Origin of the sequence: Nonomuraea helvata, from assembly GCF_039535785.1 — a bacterium.
GTDB lineage: Bacteria > Actinomycetota > Actinomycetes > Streptosporangiales > Streptosporangiaceae > Nonomuraea > Nonomuraea helvata.
In genome coordinates, this window is sequence record NZ_BAAAXV010000009.1 from 3,070,012 (window position 1) to 3,094,775 (window position 24,764).

General features: G+C 69.8%; 24 protein-coding genes, 1 tRNA gene and 1 pseudogene. 20 read left to right on the plus strand and 6 right to left on the minus strand.

All coding sequences use genetic code 11. The annotated features are described in order from the left end of the window. Window positions 1-175: 175 nt before the first annotated feature. Window positions 176-1,237: a glycoside hydrolase family 26 protein gene (locus ABD830_RS47790; protein WP_345002169.1), complete on the plus strand. Its 1,062-nt coding sequence runs from the start codon at window positions 176-178 to the stop codon at window positions 1,235-1,237. Here ABD830_RS47790 and ABD830_RS47795 read toward each other — a convergent pair. The 3 genes from ABD830_RS47795 to ABD830_RS47805 all read right to left on the minus strand — a co-directional run bounded on the left by ABD830_RS47795 (window position 1,182) and on the right by ABD830_RS47805 (window position 4,086). After that, entirely contained in the window at window positions 1,182-2,072 is an 891-nt protein-coding gene (locus ABD830_RS47795; protein WP_345002170.1) for a sulfite exporter TauE/SafE family protein, read from the minus strand. The two genes, ABD830_RS47790 and ABD830_RS47795, sit on opposite strands and share 56 nt — an antisense overlap. Then, entirely contained in the window at window positions 2,060-3,274 is a 1,215-nt protein-coding gene (cysC, locus tag ABD830_RS47800; protein ID WP_345002171.1) for an adenylyl-sulfate kinase, read from the minus strand. The genes ABD830_RS47795 and cysC overlap by 13 nt, the downstream gene beginning before the upstream one ends. Before the next feature lie 92 nt (window positions 3,275-3,366). Beyond that, window positions 3,367-4,086, minus strand: coding sequence for a class I SAM-dependent methyltransferase (locus ABD830_RS47805; protein WP_345002172.1), 720 nt, complete (start codon window positions 4,084-4,086; stop codon window positions 3,367-3,369). 62 nt (window positions 4,087-4,148) lie between these two features. On the opposite strand from ABD830_RS47805, the gene ABD830_RS47810 reads away from it, so the two are divergent. The 19 genes from ABD830_RS47810 to ABD830_RS47900 all read left to right on the plus strand — a co-directional run bounded on the left by ABD830_RS47810 (window position 4,149) and on the right by ABD830_RS47900 (window position 21,466). Then, window positions 4,149-4,511, plus strand: coding sequence for a signal peptidase I (locus ABD830_RS47810; protein WP_345002173.1), 363 nt, complete (start codon window positions 4,149-4,151; stop codon window positions 4,509-4,511). Window positions 4,512-4,604: 93 nt separating this feature from the next. Continuing rightward, window positions 4,605-8,093 (plus strand): transcription-repair coupling factor, encoded by a 3,489-nt coding sequence (mfd, locus tag ABD830_RS47815; RefSeq protein ID WP_345002174.1) that lies wholly within the window; start codon window positions 4,605-4,607, stop codon window positions 8,091-8,093. A gap of 29 nt (window positions 8,094-8,122) precedes the next feature. Beyond that, complete coding sequence (locus ABD830_RS47820; RefSeq protein ID WP_345002175.1) at window positions 8,123-8,719, plus strand: SurA N-terminal domain-containing protein; 597 nt, start codon at window positions 8,123-8,125, stop codon at window positions 8,717-8,719. A gap of 3 nt (window positions 8,720-8,722) precedes the next feature. After that, a complete protein-coding gene (locus tag ABD830_RS47825; protein ID WP_345002176.1) occupies window positions 8,723-9,661 on the plus strand; it encodes a nucleoside triphosphate pyrophosphohydrolase in 939 nt (312 codons plus the stop codon). Between the two features lie 234 nt (window positions 9,662-9,895). Beyond that, complete coding sequence (eno, locus tag ABD830_RS47830; RefSeq protein WP_345002177.1) at window positions 9,896-11,173, plus strand: phosphopyruvate hydratase; 1,278 nt, start codon at window positions 9,896-9,898, stop codon at window positions 11,171-11,173. Window positions 11,174-11,236: 63 nt separating this feature from the next. Further along, on the plus strand, window positions 11,237-11,650 hold the full coding sequence (locus tag ABD830_RS47835) for an FtsB family cell division protein (protein ID WP_345002178.1): 414 nt from the start codon (window positions 11,237-11,239) through the stop codon (window positions 11,648-11,650). Window positions 11,651-11,771: 121 nt separating this feature from the next. After that, window positions 11,772-12,203 (plus strand): DUF501 domain-containing protein, encoded by a 432-nt coding sequence (locus ABD830_RS47840; RefSeq protein WP_345002267.1) that lies wholly within the window; start codon window positions 11,772-11,774, stop codon window positions 12,201-12,203. Further along, window positions 12,194-13,141, plus strand: a complete 948-nt coding sequence (locus tag ABD830_RS47845) for a Ppx/GppA phosphatase family protein (protein ID WP_345002179.1) — start codon at window positions 12,194-12,196, stop codon at window positions 13,139-13,141. Before ABD830_RS47840 ends, ABD830_RS47845 begins: the two co-directional genes overlap by 10 nt. Window positions 13,142-13,313: 172 nt before the next feature. After that, window positions 13,314-14,423, plus strand: coding sequence for a hypothetical protein (locus ABD830_RS47850; RefSeq protein WP_345002180.1), 1,110 nt, complete (start codon window positions 13,314-13,316; stop codon window positions 14,421-14,423). Between the two features lie 97 nt (window positions 14,424-14,520). Next, on the plus strand, window positions 14,521-14,847 hold the full coding sequence (locus ABD830_RS47855; protein WP_345002181.1) for a PadR family transcriptional regulator: 327 nt from the start codon (window positions 14,521-14,523) through the stop codon (window positions 14,845-14,847). Next, window positions 14,844-15,728 carry a hypothetical protein gene (locus tag ABD830_RS47860; RefSeq protein ID WP_345002182.1) on the plus strand — a complete coding sequence of 295 codons (885 nt, stop codon included), beginning with the start codon at window positions 14,844-14,846 and terminating at the stop codon, window positions 15,726-15,728. Before ABD830_RS47855 ends, ABD830_RS47860 begins: the two co-directional genes overlap by 4 nt. Window positions 15,729-15,746: 18 nt before the next feature. After that, window positions 15,747-16,541 carry a uracil-DNA glycosylase gene (locus ABD830_RS47865; RefSeq protein WP_345002183.1) on the plus strand — a complete coding sequence of 265 codons (795 nt, stop codon included), beginning with the start codon at window positions 15,747-15,749 and terminating at the stop codon, window positions 16,539-16,541. A 95-nt stretch (window positions 16,542-16,636) separates the two neighbouring features. Beyond that, entirely contained in the window at window positions 16,637-17,953 is a 1,317-nt protein-coding gene (locus tag ABD830_RS47870; RefSeq protein ID WP_345002184.1) for an NAD(P)/FAD-dependent oxidoreductase, read from the plus strand. 79 nt (window positions 17,954-18,032) lie between these two features. After that, window positions 18,033-18,545, plus strand: coding sequence for a glycine cleavage system transcriptional repressor (locus ABD830_RS47875; RefSeq protein ID WP_345002185.1), 513 nt, complete (start codon window positions 18,033-18,035; stop codon window positions 18,543-18,545). 94 nt (window positions 18,546-18,639) lie between these two features. Further along, window positions 18,640-19,167 carry a peptide deformylase gene (locus ABD830_RS47880; RefSeq protein ID WP_345002268.1) on the plus strand — a complete coding sequence of 176 codons (528 nt, stop codon included), beginning with the start codon at window positions 18,640-18,642 and terminating at the stop codon, window positions 19,165-19,167. 49 nt (window positions 19,168-19,216) lie between these two features. Then, window positions 19,217-19,289: transfer RNA gene (locus tag ABD830_RS47885), tRNA-Leu, on the plus strand. Window positions 19,290-19,809: 520 nt separating this feature from the next. Continuing rightward, window positions 19,810-20,601 carry a Bax inhibitor-1/YccA family protein gene (locus ABD830_RS47890; RefSeq protein WP_345002186.1) on the plus strand — a complete coding sequence of 264 codons (792 nt, stop codon included), beginning with the start codon at window positions 19,810-19,812 and terminating at the stop codon, window positions 20,599-20,601. Between the two features lie 170 nt (window positions 20,602-20,771). Continuing rightward, window positions 20,772-21,005, plus strand: a complete 234-nt coding sequence (locus ABD830_RS47895) for a DUF4287 domain-containing protein (RefSeq protein WP_185068609.1) — start codon at window positions 20,772-20,774, stop codon at window positions 21,003-21,005. Window positions 21,006-21,058: 53 nt separating this feature from the next. Beyond that, window positions 21,059-21,466: a PPOX class F420-dependent oxidoreductase gene (locus ABD830_RS47900; RefSeq protein ID WP_344992910.1), complete on the plus strand. Its 408-nt coding sequence runs from the start codon at window positions 21,059-21,061 to the stop codon at window positions 21,464-21,466. A 45-nt stretch (window positions 21,467-21,511) separates the two neighbouring features. Here the strand turns inward: ABD830_RS47900 and ABD830_RS47905 are convergent, their stop codons facing one another. The 3 genes and pseudogenes from ABD830_RS47905 to ABD830_RS47915 form a co-directional block, all read right to left on the minus strand. Continuing rightward, window positions 21,512-22,729 (minus strand): acetyl-CoA C-acetyltransferase, encoded by a 1,218-nt coding sequence (locus ABD830_RS47905; RefSeq protein ID WP_344992907.1) that lies wholly within the window; start codon window positions 22,727-22,729, stop codon window positions 21,512-21,514. 44 nt (window positions 22,730-22,773) lie between these two features. After that, window positions 22,774-24,132, minus strand: coding sequence for an outer membrane protein assembly factor BamB family protein (locus ABD830_RS47910; protein WP_344992904.1), 1,359 nt, complete (start codon window positions 24,130-24,132; stop codon window positions 22,774-22,776). Between the two features lie 99 nt (window positions 24,133-24,231). Beyond that, window positions 24,232-24,764 (minus strand): annotated as a pseudogene (locus ABD830_RS47915) (SGNH/GDSL hydrolase family protein); the annotation flags it as partial.

A 24,764-nucleotide genomic window follows, 5' to 3' on the forward strand; every position in this document is an offset into this window, starting at 1 on the left:
GGCACAAGGTAAAGCCACCTATGAATTGAAATGTCCGGAAATTCTGGGGCGGCTCTGTTCGCTGTGAGCTGGAGAGACCTGGAGAGACTCTGCACACTGGCTGAAGTTCCAGGAATGACATGGCAAGGTTCAGGTTTGATAGGCGGGGGTCATTCGACGAGGGGGTTGAAAGGCTTTGCAGCTACGGGGAATTTCTCAAACCGCCACGAACACCGCGGTCATTCTGGCCGTCATCGCGGTGCTGGCCGGCTGCTCCACGGCCGAGGGCTCCAACGCGCGGGCGCCCGTAGCGGTCAAGGACCCCTCGAGCTCGCCGTCCTGTACGGCGACCTCCAGGCTCATCCCCTCCTGCGGCGCCTGGTGGGGCGTCGCGCCCGAGGTCTTCACCGGCGCCCCGCTGGAGCACGCCCTGCACGGCGCGGAGGCGCGCATGGGGGCCGCCGCCGACGTGGTGCACGTCTACCACCGGGGCAGCGAGCTGTTCCCCACCGACGCCGAGATCAGGATGGCCCGCGACCCGGCCAGGCCGCGGCTGCTCATGATCAACTGGAAGCCGTCGCTCGACCGCACCTGGGCCGAGATCGCCGACGGCGCGCTCGACGCCAGGATCGACCGGCTGGCCGGCTACCTCCGGCGCACCTTTCCCGAGCGGTTCTTCCTCACCCTCCACCACGAGCCGGAGAACGACGTGGACGCCTCGTCGGGCTCGGGCATGCAGGCCACCGACTACGCGGCCATGTACCGGCACGTCGTGCTCAGGCTGCGGGCCGACGGCGTGAAGAACGCGGTCATGGTCATGACGTACATGGGGGCGCCCAACTGGGCGGCCCAGCCCTGGTTCGAGGACCTCTATCCGGGTGACGACGTGGTCGACTGGGTGGCCATGGACCCCTACGCCGACAGCCGGGTGGACGACTTCGAGGGCCTGGTGAACAAGACCCGCAAGGAATATCCGGACTGGCCGGGCTTCTACCGGTGGATGCAGGCGCGCTTCCCCGGCAAGCCGGTCATGGTGGCCGAGTGGGGGGTGTTCCAGCAGGGGGACAAGCGGGCGTTCTTCGAGTCGGTGCGGCGGCAGATCAAGCGGTATCCGCAGATCAAGGCGCTGCTGTACTTCGACTCGCCGAAGGCGCCGCGCGGCGACACCAGCTTCGACGCCGGCACAGGCGCCGGCCGGGCGTTCAGCGAACTGGCTCGAGATCCTTATTTCCGCTCGACGCCCGTCCCGCGGCCCTGACCCGCACCCGCCACCCGATGACAGTGACAGCCGCGGCCCCGACGAGAGCGCAGACGGTGAGCGTGTTGCTCACGTCGAGCAGCTTGCAGGCGGAGGCCAGCAGGACGATCGCCAGCAGCGCCCTGATCAGGCCGCCGGGGGCGCGTGAGGAGATCCTGGCGCCCAGGTAGACGCCCGGGATCGAGCCGATGAGCAGCGACAGCGTGAGGTCCAGCTGGAAGTCGCCGAACAGCAGGTGCCCGAGCGCGGCGGAGGCGACCAGCGGCACGGCCTGGACGAGGTCGGTGCCGACGAGCTGGTTGGCCTTGAGCGCCGGATAGAGGGCGAGCAGGGCCACGATGATCAGCGATCCGGATCCTACGGACGAGACGCCGACGACCAGTCCGCCCACCGTACCGACCAGTAGGGTCGGAATTGGGCGCACGACGATCTCGTGGGCGCTCGACGTGCCGCCCCGCGCGCCGAGCCAGCTCTTGACCGCCATGCCCGCCACGGCCAGCAGGAGGGCCACGCCGAGCGCGTACTTCACCGCGTCGGTGACCGCGAACGCGCGGGCCAGGAACACGCCGCAGAAGGCGGCCGGCACCGAGCCCGCGCAGAGCCAGCCGACCAGCCGCAGGTTGACCGTGCCCCGGCGCAGGTGCACGAAGCTGCCGACCGGCTTCATCACGGCCGAGGCGACCAGGTCGCTGGAGACCGCGGCCAGCGGCGGGACGTTGAAGAACAGCATCATCATCGGCGTCATGAGGGCCCCGCCGCCCATCCCGGTCAGCCCGACCACGATCGCGACGAAGAAGGACCCGACAATCAGGGGGAAGTCGATCAACGTACCCATCCTCCGGACTTCAAGGCTCCCAGGACCTGGGAGACGGCCGTGTCGATGGAGATGTGCGTGGTGTCGATCACCAGGTCGGCGTCGTCCGGCTCCTCGTAGGGGTCCGAGACGCCGGTGAACTCGGGGATGAGCCCGGCGCGCGCCTTGGCGTACAGGCCCTTGCGGTCGCGCCGCTCGCACTCCTCCAGCGGCGTCGCGACGTGCACGAGCAGGAAGTCAGCCCCGACGGACTCGACCATCTCGCGCACCTCCTCGCGGGTGGCCGCGTAGGGGGCGATGGGCGCGCAGATGGCCAGGCCGCCGTGGCGGGCGGTCTCGGCGGCGACGAAGCCGATGCGGCGGATGTTCAGGTCGCGGTCGGACTTGGAGAACGTCAGGCCCTTGGACAGCAGCTGGCGCACGACATCGCCGTCGAGGTAGGTCACCGTGCGGGTGCCGAGCTCCAGCAGCGCGTCGCGCAGGCCGCGGGCGATCGTGGACTTGCCGGAGCCCGACAGGCCGGTGAAGAAGACCACGAGACCCCTGCGGTGCGGAGGCCCGGGGATGCGGACCGGGTCCGGGCCCGCCAGGTGCTCGGTGGCGCCGTAGGCGGTGGCGACGTGCTCGCGCAGCTCCAGGTCGATCTCGGGCTCCTCGCGCGGCGCCAGGGGCACCGAGACGACGATCGTGTCCTCGGGCAGCTTCTCCTTGGCGCGGAGCGCGGCGCGTACGACCGCGGGGCCCGGCTCGCCGTACGAGAGGGGGAGGAGCATGATCACCGCGTCGAGCTCCTTCGCGGTGGCGACGACCTCGGAGAGGTCGTCGAGGGGGCCGCGCATGGTGACGGCGAGCGCCGGACGGTCGCCGAGCTCGGCCCGGACCTCGGCCGGGGTGCGCCGCAGGCGCGCGAACGGGCCGTGCTCGGGGGCGCCGAGGCCCTTGACGGGTCCAGAGGTCAGCCCGTCGGGCTCGTGGGCGCTCACCGTGAGCGTGGCCAGCGGCAGGCCCTCCGGGTCGAGCAGCGTGACCTCGTCGCCGGGCGAGACGTCGGCGGGCAGGTGGAGCGTGACGGGCGCGGGCCACGCGGCGCCGTCGGCGAGCGTGCCGCGTTCGTGCACCGCGTGGAGGTCATCGTGGCCGAGGAACCCGGTCAGCGGCTCGAACGCGCCGGACAGCAGCAGTTCGAGGTCGGCCAGCTCGCGCGGGTCGGGGGTCCACTCCACGTCTCCAACATCCCAACTATTCCGATTGAATTGGTAGGGAAGTCTACCGATCCATACCAGTGTGTCGCTAGTCCCATCTGGCGCGGGACGAGCTAGAGAAGCCGGGCGAAGTGGTGCTGGGGCTTCCTGATCACCATGGTGATCTCGTCGTGGCCGGCCGGGTAGCGGCCGTTGGTCAGCCTGGCGACCGCGGCGAGCGCGACAGCGGCGAGCCCGCGATTGCGCGCCGGGCCGCTGGTGTTCCGCGTGTCATCGGTGATCATGAGCCCCCGGCTGAGGCAGAACGCGTGCATGCCGTCGCTCGAGGCCAGCGGCTCGTACACGGCGGGGAAGGGGCCCGGCGTGCCCGGGGCGACGACCAGGCGCCACAGCAGGCGGCGCAGCCACGACGGCGCGATCCGGTCGAGCAGGCCGTAGGCGGACCTGCGGTCGCGCATACGCAGCAGCACCAGGCCCCCCGGGCGCAGCGACTGCAGCAGCCGGTCGAGCACGAGCTCCGCGTGCCTGACCCGCTCGAGCAGGAAGGACACCTGGATCACGTCGTACGACCTGGGCGGCAGAGGAACGCAGCGCAGGTCGCCCAGCGACCACGACACCAGGTCGGCGCGCTCGCCCAGCACGGCTCTGATCGCGGGATGGTCCTCGTCGACCCCGGTGGCCCTCGTCTCTATCCGTTCCAGGACGAGCGGCTCGTCGTGCGCGCACCCGGCGACGAGCACGTCGAGCCGCCTGCCGAGCAGGCCGGCCCACTGCTCGCGGACCCGCTGACCGAAAAGGTCGCCTCTCGGGGCGACCGATCGCACCTCAGACATGTCACCTACAGTAATCAATCGATCCGAATCAGTAAGGCATTTCCCTGCTAGCGTCCTGGCCCGTGAGCGATGCGGTCTATGTGGGGAACGCCGGCGTCGACGCGGCCGCGGACCGGGGCTGGTTGCTGGGTCATTTCAAACCCCTCGGCGATCCAAGGCACAGCGACGACGTCGAGATCAAGTGGGGCGTCCACCCGCCGGGCGACGAGCGGGGTGAGTGGGTCAAGGGTGAGGAGCGCACCGCCCTGCTGGTGCTGATCAGCGGCCGGTTCCGGGTGGAACTGCCGGGCCGTGGCGTGCTGCTGTCCGAGCCCGGCGACTACGTGGTCTGGGGGAAGGGCGTCGACCATTCGTGGTACGCGGAGGAGGCCTCGACCGTGCTCACCGTGCGCTGGCCCTCCGTGCCCGGTTATCGGATCGGCTGAGGGGGCGTCGGCGAGTACCCTGGGAGAGGACCCCCGCGACCTGACTCGGCCGGGGGTAGTCGTGTTGCCGTCGTGGGGCTGTGGGCGTATCTGATGAGTCTTTCCGGGCTACTTGACCTTGTTCGCGCCGACCCGAAGCTGACCGCCGCTCTCGAAGAGGGCGGCGACGTCGCGCTGGTCGCGCCGTCCGCGCTGCGGCCGTTCGGCGTGGCCGCGCTGGCCACGCACGACCAGCGGACCGTGCTCGCGGTCACCGCCACGGGGCGTGAGGCGGAAGACCTCGCCGCGGCGCTGACCAGCCTCATCGAGCCCAACTCGGTGGCGGTGTTCCCGGCGTGGGAGACCTTGCCGCACGAGCGGCTCTCGCCGCGCAGCGACACCGTGGGGCAGCGGCTGGCGGTCCTGAGGCGGCTGGCGCACCCGATCAAGGGCGACACCGCGGCCGGGCCGCTCAGCGTGATCGTGGCGCCGGTCAGGGCGTTGCTGCAGCCGATCGTGAAGGGGCTCGGCGATCTCGAGCCGATCCGGCTGCGGGCGGGCGACGACGCGGACCTCGAGGACGTGGTCGACCGCCTGGTGAGCAACGGTTACCACCGGGTCGACATGGTGGAGAAGCGCGGCGAGGTCGCCGTGCGCGGCGGGCTGCTCGACGTGTTCCCGCCGACCGAGGAGCACCCGCTGCGGCTGGAGTTCTGGGGCGACACGGTCGAGGAGATCCGCTGGTTCAAGGTGGCCGACCAGCGCTCGCTCGAGGCGGCCGAAGGCGGGCTGTTCGCGCCGCCGTGCCGCGAGCTGCTGCTGACCGACGAGGTCAGGGCCCGGGCGCGGGAGCTGGCCGAGCAGTACCCGCCGCTGGCCGAGGTGCTCGACCAGCTCGCCGAGGGCACGCCGGTCGAGGGCATGGAGGCGTTCGCGCCCGTGCTGGCAGGGGAGATGGACCTGCTGCTCGACCACCTGCCGGTGCGGTCCGCGGTGTTCGTGTGCGACCCCGAGCGGATCAGGGGACGGGCGGAGGAGCTCGTACGCACCTCGCAGGAGTTCCTGGAGGCCTCCTGGATCAACGCGGCGGCCGGCGGTGAGGCGCCCATCGACCTGGGCGCGGCGGCGTTCCGCACCCTGGAGGAGGTCCGCGACCACGCCGACGTGCTGGGCCAGCCGTGGTGGACCATGGCGCCGTTCGGCGGCGGGGTCGAGCTCGACGCCCAGGACTCCGAGGCCTACCGGGGCGACACCGCCAAGGCGCTGGCCGACATCAAGGGCTGGCTGGCCGAGGAGAAGGCCGTCGTGCTGCTCAGCGAGGGCCATGGGCCCGCCGAGCGCATGGTGGAGCTGCTCAAGGGCGTCGACGTGCCCGCCAGGCTCCAGCAGTACCTGGACGAGGCGCCCGAGCCCAAGGTCGTCCACGTCTCGACGGGGCTCATCGAGCACGGCTTCATCACCCCCAGCCTGGCCGTGCTCACCCATCTCGACCTGGTCGGGCAGAAGGCGTCCACCAAGGACATGCGGCGCCTGCCCTCGCGCCGCCGCAACATGGTCGACCCGCTCCAGCTCAAGGTCGGCGACCACGTGGTGCACGAGCAGCACGGGGTGGGCCGCTACGTCGAGATGGTGCAGCGCACGGTCCAGGGCGCCACCCGCGAATACCTGGTCATCGAGTACGCCAAGGGCGACCGGCTCTACGTGCCGACCGACCAGCTCGACGAGGTCACCCGCTACGTCGGCGGCGAGGCGCCCACGCTCAACCGCATGGGCGGCGCCGACTGGGCCAAGGCCAAGTCCAGGGCGAAGAAGGCGGTCAAGGAGATCGCGGGGGAGCTGATCAGGCTCTACTCCGCCCGCATGGCCTCGCCGGGCCACGCCTTCGGTTCGGACACGCCGTGGCAGCGCGAGATGGAGGACGCCTTCCCGTACGCCGAGACCGGCGACCAGCTCGAGGCCATCGACGAGGTCAAGCGCGACATGGAGCGCGGCGTCCCGATGGACCGGCTGATCTGCGGCGACGTCGGCTACGGCAAGACCGAGATCGCGGTGCGGGCGGCGTTCAAGGCGGTGCAGGACGGCAAGCAGGTGGCCGTGCTGGTGCCGACGACGCTGCTGGTGCAGCAGCACATGTCGACGTTCACCGAGCGCTTCTCCAGCTTCCCTGTCACGCTCAAGCCGGTCTCCCGCTTCCAGACCGACGGCGAGGTCAAGGGCACGCTCGAAGGGCTCAGGTCGGGCGCGGTCGACGTGGTGATCGGCACGCACCGGCTGCTCAGCCCCGAGGTCAGGTTCAAGGACCTCGGGCTGATCATCATCGACGAGGAGCAGCGCTTCGGCGTCGAGCACAAAGAGGCGATGAAGCACCTGCGTACGCAGGTCGACGTGCTGGCCATGTCGGCCACGCCGATCCCGCGCACGCTGGAGATGGGCCTGACCGGCATCCGCGAGATGTCCACCATCCTCACGCCGCCCGAGGAGCGGCATCCGATCCTCACGTTCGTGGGGCCGTACGAGGAGAAGCAGATCGGCGCCGCGATCAGGCGCGAGCTGATGCGCGACGGGCAGATCTTCTTCGTGCACAACCGGGTGGCCTCGATCAACCGCGTGGCCGCGCGGCTGCGCGAGCTGGTGCCCGAGGCGCGCATCGCGGTGGCGCACGGGCAGATGAACGAGCACCAGCTCGAGAAGATCATGGTGGGCTTCTGGGAGCGGGAGTACGACCTGCTGGTCTCCACCACGATCGTCGAGTCCGGGCTCGACGTGCCCAACGCCAACACGCTGATCGTGGACCGGGCCGACAACTACGGCCTGTCGCAGCTCCACCAGCTCCGCGGGCGCGTCGGGCGGGGCAGGGAGCGCGGGTACGCGTACTTCCTCTACCCGCCGGAGAAGCCGCTGACCGAGACCGCGCACGAGCGGCTGGCCACGATCTCGCAGCACACCGAGATGGGCGCGGGCATGTACGTCGCGATGAAGGACCTGGAGATCCGCGGCGCCGGCAACGTGCTGGGCGCCGAGCAGTCCGGGTTCATCGCGGGCGTCGGCTTCGACCTGTACGTGCGGCTGATGGCCGAGGCGGTGCAGGAGCAGAAGGCCAAGCTCGACGGCGGCGAGGCGCGCGAGGAGCAGCCCGACGTCAAGGTCGAGCTGCCGATCAACGCCCACATCCCGCACGACTACGTGACCTCCGAGCGGCTGCGGCTGGAGGCGTACAAGCGGATGGCGGCCATCGCCACCCCCGCCGACATCGACGAGGTGCGCGACGAGCTGACCGACCGCTACGGCAAGCCGCCCGTGGAGGTGGAGAACCTCCTGGAGGTGGCCAGGTTCCGGATCAGGGCGCGTCAGGCCGGGCTCACGGACGTCACGCTGCAGGGACAGAACATCAAGTTCGGTCCCGCCCGGCTGAGGGAGTCGCAGCAGGTCCGGCTCGACCGGCTCTACAAGAAGGCGATATACAAGCAGGCGGCCGAGACGCTGCTGGTGCCCGTCCCCAAGACCAAGCCGCTCGGGGGGCAGCCACTACGCGATCTTGACCTGCTCAAATGGTGCGGTGACCTGGTCGAGGCAATGTTCCTCGAGCCAGCGCGGGTAAGCTAGCGGCGGTTTTCGGTCGGAAAGGGACGCACGTGAAGTCGATACGAGTGGCTGTGGCCGCCGCGGCGGTGGGCATCGCCCTGACCGCCTGCTCCTCTCCCATGCAGGCCGGGGCCGCGGCCGTGGTGGGGAGCGAGCGCATCTCGACGAGCCAGCTCAACACGGACGCGGAGGCGTACAAGGCCGCGTTGAAGAGGAACAACCTGGACGAGACGGCGCTCGGCGTGCCGGTCACCCAGTACGTGCTGCAGCGGCTGGCCGACATCAGCGCGGCCAGGCAGTTCATGGCCCGCCGCAACGTGCAGGTGACGGACAAGGAGATCGACGCCAAGCTCCAGGACCCGGGCCAGTACCAGAACCCCGAGATCAACCTGCTGGCCCTGGGTGTCGCGCCGACCTACGCCCGCGAGTACGCGCGCACGGCCGTCGGCATGACCAAGCTGCAGCAGGCGGCCGGCCAGGGCGGCACGGACCAGCTGCGCAAGGAGTTCTCCACGATCAAGACGACGTTCAGCCCCCGCTTCGGTGTGGTCAACGCGGCGCCGTCGCAGGAGAACCCCGCGCTGTTCATCGACGCGGGCCGGTTCGGCAAGGCCGCTTCCCAGCAGGCGCCGCAGCAGCAGGGCTGAGTCGTGCCACTGATCGTCGTCACCACCTCGCCCAGGGTCGCGCCGGGCCTGCTGAGCCACCAGGCCTGGCAGGCGCTGCGCTCCGGGCCGGTGCTGACCGGTTCTGCCGCGCATCCGCAGCTCCCGTACCTGGAGGAGGCGGGGGTCGCGGTCGAGGTCGTGGAGCCCGACCCGCGTGGGCTGGCGGTGCGGGCGGTCGGCGAGACCGTCGTGTGGCTGGCGTCGATGTCCGAGAAGGACTCCGAGGACTTCATGCGCGCGGTGGGGCACGCCGCGATCGCGCTCGAGGAGCCGCCGCTGGTCGAGGTCGTGCCGGGCTCGTACGACCTGCCGGGGGCGCGGGTGCTCGACCTGGTGGCGGTGATGGACCGGCTGCGCACCGAGTGCCCGTGGGACCGTAAGCAGACGCACGAGTCGCTGGTGCCGTACCTGCTCGAAGAGGCCTACGAGGTGCTGGAGACCATCGAGCAGGGCGACTATGCGGCCCTCCGCGAGGAACTGGGCGATCTGCTGCTGCAGGTGGTCTTCCACGCGCGGGTGGCCGACGGTTTCGACATGGACGACGTGGCGGCCGGGATCGTGGAGAAGCTCGTACGCCGCCACCCCCACGTCTTCGGCTCCGTGCGGGCGGAGAGCGCCGACGAGGTCAACGACAACTGGGAGGCGATCAAGGCGGCCGAGCGGGCGGCCAAGGGGCGCGAGTCCGTGCTCGACGGCGTGCCCATGGGCCAGCCCGCGCTGTCGCTGGCCGCCCAGCTCCTGCGCCGCGCCTCCCGCGCCGGCGCGCCCGACGCGCTGTCGGCCGCTGTGGGGCAGGGTGTGGCGCGCGAGCTCTTCGACCTGGTCCGCCGGGCCGCGGACGCAGGCCTGGACGCCGAGGCCGAGCTCCGGGCGGCGGCCCGCGCGTACCGCGACCGCGTCCACTCCTGGGAATCCGCCTGACCCACGCCGGGGCCCCTCGTCGCGCCTCGTCCGGTCGCGCGGTGGCGCCGCCCGCTGGTCGATGCCGCCGTCGGCCCGAGAAGGCCGCATCGCCGCAGGCGGGCGGGTAGTGCCAGGCGCAGCTCGGGCGGGCGGAAGGTCCACCGGGGCACGGGCGTGACCGTGCGGTGCGGCGTACGGACGTACCGATAGGCTCTGATGGCATATTGCCTTTCCGATTTAGGAGCGCATCCCGTGGCTACCATCGAGGTCGTATACGCCCGCGAGATCCTCGACTCCCGAGGCAACCCCACGGTCGAGGTCGAGGTCGTGCTCGACGACGGCAGCACCGGCCGCGCGGCCGTGCCGAGCGGGGCGTCCACCGGCCAGTTCGAGGCGGTCGAGCTGCGTGACGGCGGCAAGCGCTACGGCGGCAAGGGCGTGGAGAAGGCCGTCCTCGCCGTGACCGACGAGATCTTCGAGGAGATCAACGGGGTCGAGGCCGAGGACCAGCGCATCATTGACCAGATCATGATCGATCTGGACCGCACGCCCAACAAGGCCAAGCTCGGCGCCAACGCCATCCTCGGCGTGTCGCTGGCCGTCGCGAAGGCCGCCGCCGACAGCGCCGACCTGCCGCTCTTCCGCTACGTCGGCGGGCCCAACGCCCACGTGCTGCCCGTGCCGATGATGAACATCCTCAACGGCGGCGCCCACGCCGACACCAACGTCGACATCCAGGAATTCATGATCGCGCCGATCGGGGCGGAGTCGTTCCGCGAGGCCGTGCGCATGGGCACCGAGGTCTACCACGCGCTCAAGAGCGTGCTCAAGGAGAAGGGCTACGCCACGGGCCTGGGCGACGAGGGCGGGTTCGCGCCCAACCTGCCGTCCAACCGCGACGCGCTCGACCTCATCCTGGTCGCCATCGAGCGGGCCGGCTACGTGCCCGGCGACGACGTCGCGCTGGCCCTCGACGTGGCCGCCTCCGAGTTCCACAAGGACGGCGTCTACACGATCGACGGCAAGGGCCTGTCGGCGCAGGAGCTGATCGCCTTCTACGAGGACCTGGTCGCCAACTACCCGCTGGTCTCCATCGAGGACCCGCTCGACGAGGAGGACTGGGCGGGCTGGAAGGCCATCACCGAGGCGCTCGGCGACAAGGTGCAGCTCGTCGGCGACGACCTGTTCGTCACCAACCCGGAGCGGCTCGAGCGCGGCATCAACGAGGGCACCGCCAACGCCCTGCTGGTCAAGGTCAACCAGATCGGCACGCTGTCGGAGACGCTCGACGCCGTGGACCTGGCCCACCGCAGCGGCTACCGCTGCATGATGAGCCACCGTTCCGGCGAGACCGAGGACACGACGATCGCCGACCTGGCGGTGGCGGTCAACTGCGGCCAGATCAAGACCGGGGCCCCGGCCCGCTCCGACCGCGTGGCGAAGTACAACCAGCTGCTGCGCATCGAGGAGCTCCTGGACGACGCCGCCCGCTACGCGGGTCGCGCCGCGTTCCCGCGTTTCCGGCGCTAGTTTCGAGTACGGCTCGCGGCGCTGTTCCGCCGCGAGCCCCGTACTTGAGGGGGTGCAGAGCACTTGGCGAAGAGACCGCAGTTGACCGGGCGGGCCGCCATCCTGGCCATCGTGGTGTGCGCGATCGCGATGAGCCTGGCCTACCCCGTCCGCGAGTACATCAGCCTGCGCCGCAGCATCGCCGAGCTCCGGGCGGAGAAGGCCAGGGTCGAGGCGGAGAAGCAGGCGCTGCTGGAGCGCGACCGGCAGACCAACGACCCCAACTGGATCAAGAAGACGGCCAAGGAACGGCTGTTCTACTGCGGGGCCGGGGAGAAGTGCTTCGTGGTGATGGAGCGCCAGCAGCCCAAGCAGCAGACGGCCGTGCAGCAGCAACCGGCCGCGCCGCCGTGGTACCAGACGCTCTGGGAGTCGGTGGAGGCCGCCGACCAGGGCACGGGGCGGCGGGCCGTGACAGGGAAGGAAAGCGTTGGATAGTCCTGAGCGCAGGAGCTCGGCCCGGGAGAGCGAGGGACGAGCCAACGAGGGCCGAAGTGGGCGCGACCATGAGCGCGACGTCGAGGCAGTACGACGGCAGCTCGGGCGGCCGCCCAGAGGGTTGCGCGCGGTGGCGCACCGCTGCCCGTGCGGCAACCCCGACGTGGTGGAGACCGCGCCACGGCTGCCCGACGGCTCGCCGTTCCCGACCCTCTACTACCTGACCTGTCCCAAGGCGGCCTCGGCCATCGGCACGCTCGAAGGCTCGGGGCTGATGCGGGAGATGCAGGCCAGGCTGGCCACCGATCCCGAGCTGGCCGCCGACTACCGGGCGGCGCACGACGATTACGTCGCCAGGCGCGATGAGGCCGCGCAGGAGCAGGGGCTCGAGCCGCTGCCGCGCGACATGCAGAGCACCGGCGGCATGCCGCTGCGGGTCAAGTGCCTGCACGCGCTCGTCGCGCACGAGCTGGCGGTGCCCGGCGCGAACCCCTTCGGCAGGGAGGCGCTCGAGGCGCTTCCCGATTGGTGGAGTGACGGACCATGCGTGTAGCCGCCGTCGACTGCGGCACCAACTCCGTACGCCTGCTCGTCGCCGACGTGGGCGACGACCTCATCGACGACATCGAGCGGCGCATGGAGATCGTCCGCCTCGGCCAGGGCGTCGACAGGACCGGCAGGCTGGCCCCCGACGCCCTGGACCGCACGTTCAAGGCCATGCGCGTCTACCGCGAGCTGATCGACCGGCACGGCGCCACCAGGACCCGCGTGGTGGCCACGAGCGCGACCAGGGACGCGGCCAACCGGCAGGAGTTCGTGGACGGGGTCCGCGAGATCTTCGGGGTGGAGCCGGAGGTGGTGTCGGGGGCCGAGGAGGCCGAGCTCTCGTTCGCCGGCGCGACCAAGGGCCTGATCCGGCTGTCGCCGGAGACCGAGCTGCCGCAGGGGCCGATGCCCCCTTACCTGGTGGTGGACATCGGGGGCGGGTCCACCGAGTTCGTGGTCGGCTCCGAGCATGCCGAGGCGGCGCTGTCGGTGGACATCGGCTGCGTGCGCCTGACCGAGCGGCACCTCAAGGACGCCGGGGACCCGCCTTCCGCGCCGGCCCTGGAGGCCGTGGTGGCCGACATCGAGGCGGCGCTCGACCGGGTCGAGGCGGAGGTGCCCGTCCATCAGGCCCATACGCTGGTGGGCCTGGCGGGATCGGTGACGACGGTCGCGGGCATGGCGCTCGGTCTGCCCGCCTACGATTCGGAGCGGATTCACCACTCCCGGATTTCCGCCGAAGAGGTTCACGAGGTGACGCGGCGACTTCTCGCGATGACCCATGGTGAGCGTGCCGAGGTAGCGGTCATGCATCCGGGGAGAGTCGATGTGATTGGCGCGGGGGCGCTAATACTTGACCGGATCGTACGACGTTTCGCGTTTTCCCAGGTCGTGGTTAGCGAACACGACATCCTCGACGGCATTGCCTGGACAATCGCCCGATAGCTGAAGAAATCCGGACATTTCCGGTACATGTCATGAGTTGAGTGTGCAATCAGTATTGTGATTAGGTAAAGAGGCATTACGGGGGCTTTGCCATATAGCTGTGCACGAAAGGTGACAGCGTGGCGACCGTTCCCGAGCGCGTACCTTCCCTCACGGAATGGAGCACTCTCACATGAAGTCTGTTGGGTTAGCACGTAGGGTGGCGGCGCTGGGCGCGTCCGCCGCAGTGCTGGCCGCCATGGCCGCGGGTCTGGTCGCCAGCCCCGCCCAGGCGGCGACCAAGGCCAAGCCCAAGGTCTCGGTGGCGACGCCTTATGCGTCGGACCGGAACTACGAAGGATCCTGCCCGGTCACGGTCAACTTCGCGGCCAGGATCAAGGTCACGGTCAAGGGTAAGACCAAGGTGGCCTACCGCTGGCTCCACGGTGACGGGTCCAAGGGCAAGATCAAGTCGATCACGCTCAAGGGCAAGGGCACCAAGTCGGTGACGGTCAGGCAGTCCGTCACCTTCGACGAGGACGTCCAGGGCTGGGAGGCCGTCCAGGTCCTCGGTCCGCGCAAGGTCACCTCCGGCAAGGGCTACTTCTCCGTCTCCTGCCAGGAGCCGAAGGAAGTGCGCTCGCACCTCGACCCGAAGGTGTCGGCGCGCGCGTGGGCCAGCCCTGACTCGTACACCGGCCCCTGCACCTACGGCGACAAGATCGGCTTCGTCGGTCTGATCCACTCCGACTCCCCGGCGTGGGTCCGTTACCGCTGGATCCTCAACGGTGACGTGGTCGACTACGGCAAGGTCCGGGTCTACGACTCGCGCAGGGTCTACCTCGGCATCTCCCCGCGTCACAGCCAGCGCGGCTGGGCGCAGCTGGAGGTTCTGAGCCCCGAGGGCACGTCCTCCAACCGGGCCTACTACCGGGTCTGGTGCCAGGACGAGGCTCCGGACGCCAGGGTCTCGGCCTCCGCCTCGGTGTCGACCACCTCGGCCTGCACGCTCAACGCTCTGGGCACCATCACCTCGACCGGCCGCGCCCGCGTCTCCTGGACCTGGTCGCTGAACGGCAAGGCGGTCTCCAGCGGCACCGAGTACTTCGGCTGGGACGGTGGCACGAAGAGCGTCGACTCGTTCTCCAAGACACTGAGTGGCGACGACGCCAAGGGCGGCACCGTGACGCTGTCGATCACGGGTCCGGACAACAGCGCGACGATCACCAAGTCCTACGCGCCGTGCTCGACGCCGACCCCGACCCCGACCCCCACGCCTTCCTCCAGCTCCACCCCGGCGTGACCGAGGTCGCATGACTGACTGAGAACCGGGCGGCACCTTCGGGCGCCGCCCGGTTTCTTGTTGCCACTACTTCGCTTTGCACAGTAGTGTTCTAACCGTGGATCACAGCCAGCTTCTCAAGGGCGTGCTCGACCTCGCCGTGCTCGCCGTGCTCAACGAGCGCGACGGCTACGGATACGACGTGGTGCGCCGGCTCAGAGAGGCGGGCCTGGAAGAGGTGGGCGACGCCTCGGTCTACGGCACGCTGCGGCGCCTGTTCAAGGCCGGGGCGCTGACGTCGTACGTGGTGGCCTCCGATGAGGGGCCGCACCGCAAGTACTACGGGCTCAACGAGGTGGGCAGGGCCACGTACGCCGAGTCCGCCAAGACCTGGGCCTCTTTCTCGGCCACCATGGCATCCCTGCTCAAGGAGGGACACGCATGACCCCCGACCAGTACGCGCAGGCCGTACGGGATGCCCTCGCCGACCATCCCGATCGGGAGGAGCTGCTCGAGGACCTCGACGACCACCTGGCCGAGATCGCGGCGGAGTCGGATCTGCCGCTGGAGCACCGGCTCGGGTCGCCGGAGGTCTACGCGGAGGAGCTGGCGGCCGCGTACGGAGACCGGCCTCAGAGCCGCCGTAAGCGCCGTCCAGACCCTCGGGCGTGGGTGCTGGGCGCGCACACCAGGCTGATGGGCCAGGGGTCGTACCGGAGCTTCGTGGGCTTCCTCCCGGAGCTGCGTCCCGGTTGGTGGGTGCTGCGCGGCTACCTGCTGGCCATGCTGCTGCTGGCGGCGACCGGCGACGGCGGGCTCGTCCCGCCGAACATCGCCGGGTGGGCCCTGGCCGCGGCGGGCGTGTGGGTCTCGGTCTGGCTCGGCAGGCGGCACCGGGGACGGCTGGGCACGGGTCTCATGGCGGCGCTCAACCTGGTGGCGGCGCTGACGTTGTTGGCCGGGATGGCCTCCGCCGCCTCGTACGACGATGGCCAGGCGTCCGTCGCCATGGCGCCGCCACCGCAGCCGGTGTGGGTGGACCCGGCGTCGTCCAGCGGGGAGGTCTACAACATCAAGCCGTACGCCAAGGACGGCACCCCGCTGAGCGACGTCTACCTCTACGACCAGGACGGCAAGCCGCTGACCACCAGCCCCGAGGACTACGGCTACACGGTCGACCGGTCGTGCGGGGAGCCCATTCTCAACCGCTACCCGCTGCCGCTGATCAAGCAGGACGAGGTGGTCGAGCAGGGCGCCACCCCGCAGAAGACCGCCTGCCCGACTCCCACGCCCAGCCCGACGCCCAGTCAGAAGCAGGGCGGGTGATCGGGCACCATCGGTGTCATGAGCTTCGTACCTCCTGGCACCGGCTGGCCCGAGGATCCGGCGACCGCTGACACCCCGGTCGCGCTCGACCCCGCGGACGTGCGCCGCCTCGCCGCCACCAGCGGCACCCTCGCGGAGCTCACGGCCGGCCAGTCCGTCTGCCGTGCCTGCCCCCGCCTGGTGGAATGGCGTGAACAGGTCGCCGACGTGAAGCGGCGCGCGTTCGCGGACCAGACGTACTGGGGCCGTCCGGTCCCCGGCTGGGGTGACGAGCAGCCGCGGATCCTGATCGTCGGGCTGGCCCCTGCCGCGCACGGGGGCAACAGGACCGGGCGCATCTTCACCGGCGACCGCAGTGGCGACTGGCTGTTCGCCTCGCTGCACCGCACCGGGCTGGCCGTGCAGGAGACCAGCACGCACGCGGGGGACGGGCAGGAGCTCATCGGGGCGCGGGTGCTGGCGTCGGTGCGCTGCGCGCCGCCCGCGAACAAGCCGACGCCCTCGGAGAAGGCCGCGTGCTTCCCGTGGATGGCGCGCGAGGTGCGGCTCGTCGCGCCGTACGTGCGGGTGGTGGTGGCGCTCGGCGGGTACGCCTGGCAGGCCGTGTGGCCCGCGCTCAAGGACGCGGGTTACGAGCTGCCGCGCAGCAGGCCGCCGTTCGGGCACGGCGCCGAGGTCGGGATCCGGTACACCGGGGCCCCGGTCACGCTGGTGGGCTGCTACCACCCCAGCCAGCAGAACACGTTCACCGGCCGCGTCACCGCCCAGATGCTGGACGACGTCTTCACCAGGGCCAGGTCACTGGCTGTGTGACGCGTTGCACCACCCCCGGATTGGATTCATCAAGCGCGCTTGACGTAAGCTTGTGAATGCTTTCACAAGCACTCCACGAGGGATGGGGCCTCAGGATGAACAAGCACATCTTGATCGTCGGCGGTGGATACGTCGGCCTGTACACAGCGCTCCGGCTGCAGCGCAAACTCCATCGGGAGCTGCGCGGCGGCGAGGCACGCATCACGATCATCGACCCCCAGTCCTACATGACCTACCAGCCCTTCTTGCCTGAGGCGGCTGCGGGTAACCTCTCACCCAGGCACGTGGTGGCGCCGCTGCGGCGGATCCTGCCCGACGTGCAGATCCTCAACGGCACGGTCACCGAGATCAACCACTCTGACCGCACGGTCACGTTCCGGCCGGCCGAGGGCGAGCCGCGCCAGGTGACCTACGACGTGATCGTGATGGCCGCCGGATCGATCTCGCGTACGCTGCCCATCCCCGGCCTCACCGACATCGGCATCGGCTTCAAGAGCGTGGGAGAGGCCATCGCGCTCCGCAACCGCGTGCTGCACCTGCTCGACCTGGCCGAGTCGACCGACGACCCGGAGGTGCGGCGCAGGGCGCTCACGTTCGTCGTGGTCGGGGCGGGCTTCGCGGGCGTCGAGGCGCTCGCCGAACTCGAGGACATGGCCAAGGACTCGACGCGCTACTACCGCAACATCAGGCCGTCGGACGTCCGCTGGGTGCTCGTGGAGGCCACCAAGCGGGTGCTGCCCGAGGTCGGCCCCGAGATGGGCAAGTGGACGCTGGAGCAGCTGCGCGAGCGCGGCATCGAGGTCAAGCTCGAGACCCGGCTGGAGTCCTGCGTCGGCGGCCACGTGATCCTCTCGGACGGCTCGGAGTTCGACGCGGAGACCCTCGTGTGGACCGCCGGCGTCAAGCCCAGCCCCGTCGTGAACGACAGCGACCTGCCGCTCGACGAGCGCGGCCGGATCAAGGCCACCGCCATGCTCACGGTCGCCGGCGTCTCGGACGCCTTCGCGGCCGGTGACGCCGCCGGGGTGCCCGACGTGACGAACCCCGGCCAGTTCTGCGCCCCGAACGCCCAGCACGCCGTCCGGCAGGCCAAGGTGCTGGCCGACAACATCGTCCGTCACCTGCGCGGACAGCAACTGGTCGAATACCGCCACAAGTATGTCGGATCGGTGGCCGGTCTGGGCCTTCACCAAGGCGTCGCCAATGTCTATGGAGTCAAGCTTCGCGGATTCCCTGCGTGGTTCATGCACCGCACCTACCATCTGTCGCGGGTGCCGACGCTGAACCGCAAGGTACGTGTCGTCGTCGATTGGACTTTGGCCCTGTTCTTCAAGCGGGAGACGATCTCGCTGGGTGAGATGGAGCACCCGCGTGAGGACTTCAGGGCCGCGGTCGCCACGACCCGCCGCTAGCCCACGCAAGGCAGCGCCCCGGTGAGCCTCGCCGGGGCGTTTTCGGCACCCCTGGTCGCAAGCGGAAGGGGTACCACGCGTGGGGCTCTCAGCGGTGACCGTGCTCGGCGTCGACCGGCCCGGCGTGATCGCCGCAGTCACCGGTTCGCTCGCCGACTGCGGAGCGAACATCCAGGACTCGACGATGACGTTGCTCGGTGGCCACGTGGCGATGATGCTGCTGGTGTCGGGCGATCTCGACTCCGCCGAACTCCTGAAACGTCTGTGCGCGCCCGACCTCGTGGTGACCGCGTCCGCCATCGAGGCCCAGCGTCACTTCTGCGAGGAGGGAGGCGGTCTCGGCTACGTGCTGACCGTGCACGGGCCCGACCGGCCGGGGATCATCTCGGCCATCAGCGCCGTGCTGGCCGAGGACGGCGGCAACATCACCGGGATGAGCACCAGGCTCACCGGCCGCCTGTACGTGCTGATCGCCGACGTCGAGCTGCCGAAGGAGGTGGACGTGGCGGCGCTCATGCGCAGGCTGGCGGCCGTCGGCGCCTGCCTGGACTCGGAGATAACCTTCCGCCCCGTCGAACCGGACTTGCTGTGAGCGAGCGGAGCGAGCGAACCATTAGACGCAGCAGTTTGCTCACAGGACCGACGAAGGAGGGCCGGTGAGCGGGAGGGGCGGACCGCTCCGGGCGGTGGTCGGCGGCCGCAAGGGGACCCCGCGCGAGATACTCGGCGCCCCCCACCCTCTCCTGTCCGCGACGACCGAGCCGGTCGATCCGACCGCCCCCGAGGTCGTGGCCGCCGCCGCCGACCTTCTCGCGACTCTGCGCCGGGAGACCTCCACGCCCGGCCTGGCCGCCCCTCAGATCGGCCTGAGCTGGCGCCTGATCGCCTTTGACACCCGGCTGCACCCCAGAAGCCGTTCGTGGGCCGGAGAGCTCGTCCTGGCCAATCCACGGCTCGCCAGCGCCTCCCACTGGGACCCCGGGCGGGAGGGGTGCGCGTCCATCCCAGGGCTCACGGCAGACGTTCTCCGCGCGAGCCGCATCACCGTACATGCGCATTTGCCAGGTACGGGCGAGCCCGTCACCATCGAAGCGGATGCCCTCGAAGCCCGCTGCATTCAGCACCAACTGGACCATCTGGACGGCCTACTCATCTTGGACAGAGTGCCTGGAGCTCTATCACTTCACCGCAGACTTCACAGTTGTGACTCTTGATGCGAAGTTGTGCTACTCGTAAGCATGGTCTGTTTCGTATGATTGCGGCGCCCCCGTAGCCCAATGGCAGAGGCAAACCCCTTAAAAGGGTTGACGTGCGGGTTCGAATCCCGCCGGGGGCACTTGCCGTCTTCATCGCCTTTGGGTTCCTGACCTGGAGGTTTACCGCGATCGTCGGACGGCCTCCCGGTGGCCGATATCGAGTCGTTATGGAATCGGCCACTCGAGGGCCGCAACGCCCCTGGTTGCAGGGGTTGCCGCCGTCGGCGCCGAGCCGGTCGAGCCGGTCACGGAGCGGGCGAGTAAGCTCATGTGGGCGTCGTTTGCTTTTCACCTCTGACCATATTGACAGGGCGCGGTTTTTCTGCATCTTCCGGCTTCTCCGGGATGTTTCTTTCTGTGAATGCTTGACTACAGCATTACTGCCGGTCTTTTCGCGCGGACGGACAGTAAAAGGCGCTCGGAGCCGCCCGGCCCGCCACGGAGCCTCGATGATCTTGGAACTGGCCCGATGACCTTGGGAACTCGGCGGTGGGCCCGTTCGTTGACCTCGCTGCCGAAGTCCCAAAAGAACATCGATCTGAACGCCAGTTGACCAAGGTGCCGCTGCGCCCCGTAGGCTCGGCGTCACAGGAGGCAGCGATGGAGAGCAAGAACCCCGTTTTCAGCAGGTCGCGGCAGCAGTCCGCAGGCTGGGCCGGGCCCACACCGTCACCCGGCCAGTTGCAGAACATGTACGACGCCCCGTCGTACGCGACCCCCACCCGGCCCGCGTACCGCACCATGACACTTGACGACGTCGTCGTGCGCGGGTTCCTCACCCTCGGGGTGCTCGTCGTGGCCGCGGCCGCGGCGTGGATCCTCAACGTCCCGCCCATGGTCGCCGTCGGCGCCGCCATCGTCGCCCTGATCCTGGGGCTGATCGCCTCGTTCACGCAGAGCACCAACCCGGCGCTCATCCTGGCGTACGCCGCCTTCGAGGGCGTGTTCCTCGGCAAGATCAGCGCCGTCTTCGAGGGAGCCATCAGCGGCATCGTGCTGCAGGCCGTGCTCGGCACGGCGTTCGCGTTCGGCGCGGTGCTGACGGTCTACTCGTTGCGGGTCATCCGCGTCACGCCCAAGCTGGTGAAGTTCGGCCTCGCCGCGGGCATCGCGGCGCTCGGGCTGCTGCTGGTCAACATGCTCGTCGGCCTGTTCGCCGACGGCGGTCTCGGCCTGCGCACCGACAGCCCGATCGGCTGGGCGTTCAGCATCGTCATGATCCTGATCGGCTGCTTCTTCCTGCTGCTCGACTTCGACTCGATCGAGCAGGGCGTCCGTCAGGGCGCGCCGGAGAAGTTCGCCTGGCAGTGCGCGTTCGGCCTGACGCTGAGCCTGGTCTGGATCTACCTCGAGGTGCTCCGCTTCGTCAGCTATTTCACCAGCAGCGACTGATCGTCAACCTCCGCGTAACCCCCGAGGGCCTCGCCGTTCCGGCGGGGCCCTTTGCCGTACGCGACCGAAAATCTACGTGCCGTCACAAAATGATGCCTGGCTGGGGGGTTGCCATTCGGGCGTAGGTGTTGCAGGGTCGAGACCAAGGACCGTTATCCGCGGAGGTGCCCATGTCCTTGAACCACTCACCGGAGACGCAGACAAAGCTCATCGCAAGGGTCCCATCCATCACGGGACGCGAACTCCCAGAGTGGTTTCAAGCCATCGACAACGGCCCGGCTTTTCTGAGGTGCGACGAACGGGCCAACTGGCTCGCGGACGAGCACGGGCTATCCCACGGCTACGCCGCCGCGATCGTGCACGAGCACGAGCGGCACCGCCGTAACCGCATGGGCTTCATCTAAGCCCATCCATCCTCGCGCCCGTGCTCCAAGCGCGGGCGCGTCATCATGGCTGGATGGATCTCGACAAGGCACTCGCCTTCCTCCGCACCAACCACCACGCCGTCCTCCTCACCAGGCATCGCGATGGGCGCCCGCAGATGTCGCCGGTGACCGCGGGGGTGGCGGGTGACCAGATCATCATCAGCACCCGGGAAACAGCGGTGAAGGTCCGTAACGCCCGCCGCGACCCGAACGTCTCGCTCTGCGTCTTCACGGACGGCTTCTACGGCGACTGGATCCAGGTGGACGGCACGGCCGATCTCCTGTCGCTCCCGGAGGCCATGGAAGGGCTGATCTCGTACTATCGGGACATCTCAGGCGAGCACCCGGACTGGGACGACTACCGCGCCGCCATGATCCGCGACCGCCGCCTCCTCCTCCGCATCACCCCGACCCACGCCGGCCCGGACTTCCGCGGCTGACTCCATCCGCGCGGCGCCCGGGGGCCGGGCGCCGCCAGGTGAGACTCAGCTCAAACGCTCAAGGATCATCGCCATGCCCTGGCCGCCCCCGACGCACATCGTCTCGAGGCCGATGGACTTGTCGTGGTGCTGGAGGCTGTTGATCAGCGTGGACGTGATGCGCGCCCCCGTCATCCCGAACGGGTGCCCCACCGCGATGGCCCCGCCGTTCACGTTGAGCCGGTCCAGCGGGATCCCCAGGTCCCGATAGGACGGGATGACCTGGGCCGCGAAGGCCTCGTTGATCTCCACGAGGTCGATGTCCTCGATCGCCATCCCCGCCCGCGAGAGCGCCTGCTTCGAGGCCTCCACCGGCCCCAGGCCCATGATCTCCGGGGACAGCCCCGTGACGCCGGTCGAGACGATCCGGGCCAGCGGCGTGATCCCCAGCTCGGCGGCCTTGACGTCGCTCATCACGACGACGGCCGCCGCCCCGTCGTTCAGCGGGCAGCAGTTGCCGGCGGTCACCGTGCCGTCGGGCCGGAAGACGGGCTGGAGGGTGGCGACCTTCTCGTACGTCGTCCCCGCCCGCGGCCCGTCGTCCTTCTCCACCACGGTCCCGTCGGGCAGCGTCACCGGCGTGATGTCCTTCGCCCAGAACCCGTCGGCCAGCGCCTTCTCCGCCAGGTTCTGGGAGCGCACCCCGAACTCGTCCTGGTCCCGCCGCGTGACCCCTTTGAGCTGGGCGAGGTTCTCGGCGGTCTGCCCCATCGCGATGTAGATGTCGGGGATGTCGCCGTCCTCGCGCGGGTCGTGCCAGACCTTCCCGCCCTCGCCGAACGCCTTGGTACGCGCCACGGCGTCCGTGAAGACCGGGTTCTGGGTGTCGGGCAGCGAGTCGGAGTTGCCCTTGACGAACCGGGACACCGTCTCCACCCCGGCCGACACGAACACGTCCCCCTCGCCCGCCTTGATCGCGTGGAACGCCATCCGCGTCGTCTGCAGCGACGAGGAGCAGTAACGCGTCACGGTCGTGCCGGGCACGTTGTCGAGCCCGAGCATCACCGACACCACCCGGGCCATGTTGAACCCCTGCTCGCCCCCAGGCAGCCCGCATCCCAGCATGATGTCGTCGATGGACGAGGGATCGAGCTGGGGCACCTTGGCCAGCGCCGCCTGGATCATCTGCACGGTCAGGTCGTCGGGGCGGATCTCCTTGAGCGAGCCCTTGAAGGCCCGTCCGATCGGGGAACGCGCGGTAGCGACGATGACTGCCTCGGGCATGGCCCCTCCTTTGTCGGTGCTACAGATAGAACTATATTCGGGTTCTATCCGTACATACCCGGAGCGGCTGCGGTTTGGTCGTTGACGGCGTGGACGGCCCCCTTCTCGTCGCGCCACAGCCGCCACCCGTCCTGGCTGCCCGTGAACCAGGGGGGCGGCACGACATCGCCCTGGACCCGCTTGCCGGTGGCGAGGTCGTACTCGCAGACGGCGGCCGTCGAGTAGAACCCCGGCGCCTGCCCCCGCAGCGGCAGCGGCTTGGGGTCGGTGACGCAGAAGGACCAGCCGCGCTGCTCCTCGACCGGTACGGGCTTGCCGGAGGCGAGGTCGAACGCCGAGCCCTTGGCGTTGTGCTTGAGGAAGCCCAGCTTGTCCATCCGGTCGGGGAAGGCCAGCCACCAGCCGGAGCCGGGCACGTCGGTCGCGGTGATCTGCCCGAGCACCCGGCCGCTCTCCGACTCCAGCCGGGCGAACCCGCCGTAGGCCCCCTGGCGGTCGACGGGGCGCACGACGGGCGCGTAGCCGGGGTTGCCGCTGGGATAGACCCGTACGACCGAGGGACGCATCCAGTTGACCGTGCCGTCACCGATCTTGATGGAGAAGAGGCCGAAGGCGGAGACCTTCTTGGTCTGCGGGTTCGTGTAGGGGGCGACGTAGCCGACCAGGTCATCGCCTGTGGCGCCGAACGCCCACCCGCCCGACATGTCGACGCCCGGCCCGAGCGCCTGCTCGATCGGCTGCTGCCACTGGAGCTTGCCGGTCTTGAGCTCGTACGACTCGACCATGGGGTTGGCGGCCAGCCTGAGGAGCAGGACCCGGGCCTGGTCCGACCACTCCACCTCGGAGATCCCCGGCAGCTTCCACAGGAGCTTGCCCGTGAGCGGGTCGAGCACCACCGTGCGGGCCTTGGCCAGGGCGGTGTGCTCGGACACGCAGACGTACGGGCCGCAGCGCTGCGGCCCGAACGTCGAATGCATCGGCCTGGTCCACTTCTGCGCCCCGGAACGGGCGTCGCGGGCGACGAGGGTGGCGTTCCAGTGGCCGCTCTTGGCCGGGTCGAGCGCGACGACCACCCCCTGGCCCTGGGAGGTCTCCACGATCGCGGGGGTCGAGACGCCCATGCCGGGCAGGCGGCCGGCCATCGTGGCCGGGTACGCCCACAGCCGCCTGCCGTCGCGGAGGCCGACGGCGACGGTCTCGAGCGTGCCGTCGGGCTTCATGGAGGTGGCGGCGACCACCCCGCCCGCGACTGCCATCCGGCTGACGACGTTGACCTGGGTGTTCTGCCAGGTCGGGAAGGTCGTGGTGGTGGCCGCGTCGCTGCCGGAGCAGGCGGTCGCGGCGAGGGTGCCTACGAGGGCTCCTGCGAGGGCGATGGACGGTTTCCTGGGGGGCCGCTGCACGGGCAATCCACTCCAAAGAGGACGAGGAGTGGCGACTCCGGCGCGCAGAGTGACCGGCACCGGGCGCGGCTCGCCCCCATCGAGCCTGAGCGCGGGACGTCAGGCGTCGTCGAGGGTCTCGTCGAGCCTGGGCGTCAGACGCCGGGCGTCGTTGAGCGTCACGCCGAGCCGCCGGCGGAGCAACGTGGCCCACTTTCCGTGCAGGCCCGTCGCCCGCCCGTCGACCCTGGTCGCGGTGACCTCGGTGCCGGGCTCCTCCGCGGCCGTAGCCGCGCGAGGTAGATCGGTTGCAGTGCTTCGCCACGTGCGGGCCGCGGCTCAGGCCACAGCCCCAACGCAGCGCACACTGACGGTAGCACTGCGTTAGCGGCCTGCGCGTAACCTCGGGCAGATGGATGGAAACGATCCGGTCCGAACATTTCTGTCGGGTTTGTATCGAACTCCGGGCCCAGGACGTCGGCGAACGCCACCGTACGGCCGCCCGCGTCCACCACCGCCACCGTCTGAGCCGCCGCCAGCTGGCGGCTCCAGCGCCGCGTCACCCAGCGCAGCGGCTGCGCGATCGGCCGGACCGTGCCGAGGTCGGGACAGGTGCCCACGACGACCTCGACGCCCGCGTCACGCAACCGCCG

Excerpts from the sequence above, each read along its gene's own strand:
- ABD830_RS47795 (WP_345002170.1), bottom strand. The coding sequence starts at position 2,072 with ATGGGTACGTTGATCGACTTCCCCCTGATTGTCGGGTCCTTCTTCGTC.
- ABD830_RS47900 (WP_344992910.1), top strand. The coding sequence starts at position 21,059 with ATGGATCTCGACAAGGCACTCGCCTTCCTCCGCACCAACCACCACGCC.
- ABD830_RS47845 (WP_345002179.1), top strand. The coding sequence starts at position 12,194 with ATGCGTGTAGCCGCCGTCGACTGCGGCACCAACTCCGTACGCCTGCTC.
- ABD830_RS47865 (WP_345002183.1), top strand. The coding sequence starts at position 15,747 with ATGAGCTTCGTACCTCCTGGCACCGGCTGGCCCGAGGATCCGGCGACC.
- ABD830_RS47860 (WP_345002182.1), top strand. The coding sequence starts at position 14,844 with ATGACCCCCGACCAGTACGCGCAGGCCGTACGGGATGCCCTCGCCGAC.
- ABD830_RS47890 (WP_345002186.1), top strand. The coding sequence starts at position 19,810 with ATGGAGAGCAAGAACCCCGTTTTCAGCAGGTCGCGGCAGCAGTCCGCA.
- ABD830_RS47850 (WP_345002180.1), top strand. The coding sequence starts at position 13,314 with ATGAAGTCTGTTGGGTTAGCACGTAGGGTGGCGGCGCTGGGCGCGTCC.
- ABD830_RS47870 (WP_345002184.1), top strand. The coding sequence starts at position 16,637 with ATGAACAAGCACATCTTGATCGTCGGCGGTGGATACGTCGGCCTGTAC.
- ABD830_RS47805 (WP_345002172.1), bottom strand. The coding sequence starts at position 4,086 with ATGTCTGAGGTGCGATCGGTCGCCCCGAGAGGCGACCTTTTCGGTCAG.
- ABD830_RS47895 (WP_185068609.1), top strand. The coding sequence starts at position 20,772 with ATGTCCTTGAACCACTCACCGGAGACGCAGACAAAGCTCATCGCAAGG.
- ABD830_RS47905 (WP_344992907.1), bottom strand. The coding sequence starts at position 22,729 with ATGCCCGAGGCAGTCATCGTCGCTACCGCGCGTTCCCCGATCGGACGG.
- mfd (WP_345002174.1), top strand. The coding sequence starts at position 4,605 with ATGAGTCTTTCCGGGCTACTTGACCTTGTTCGCGCCGACCCGAAGCTG.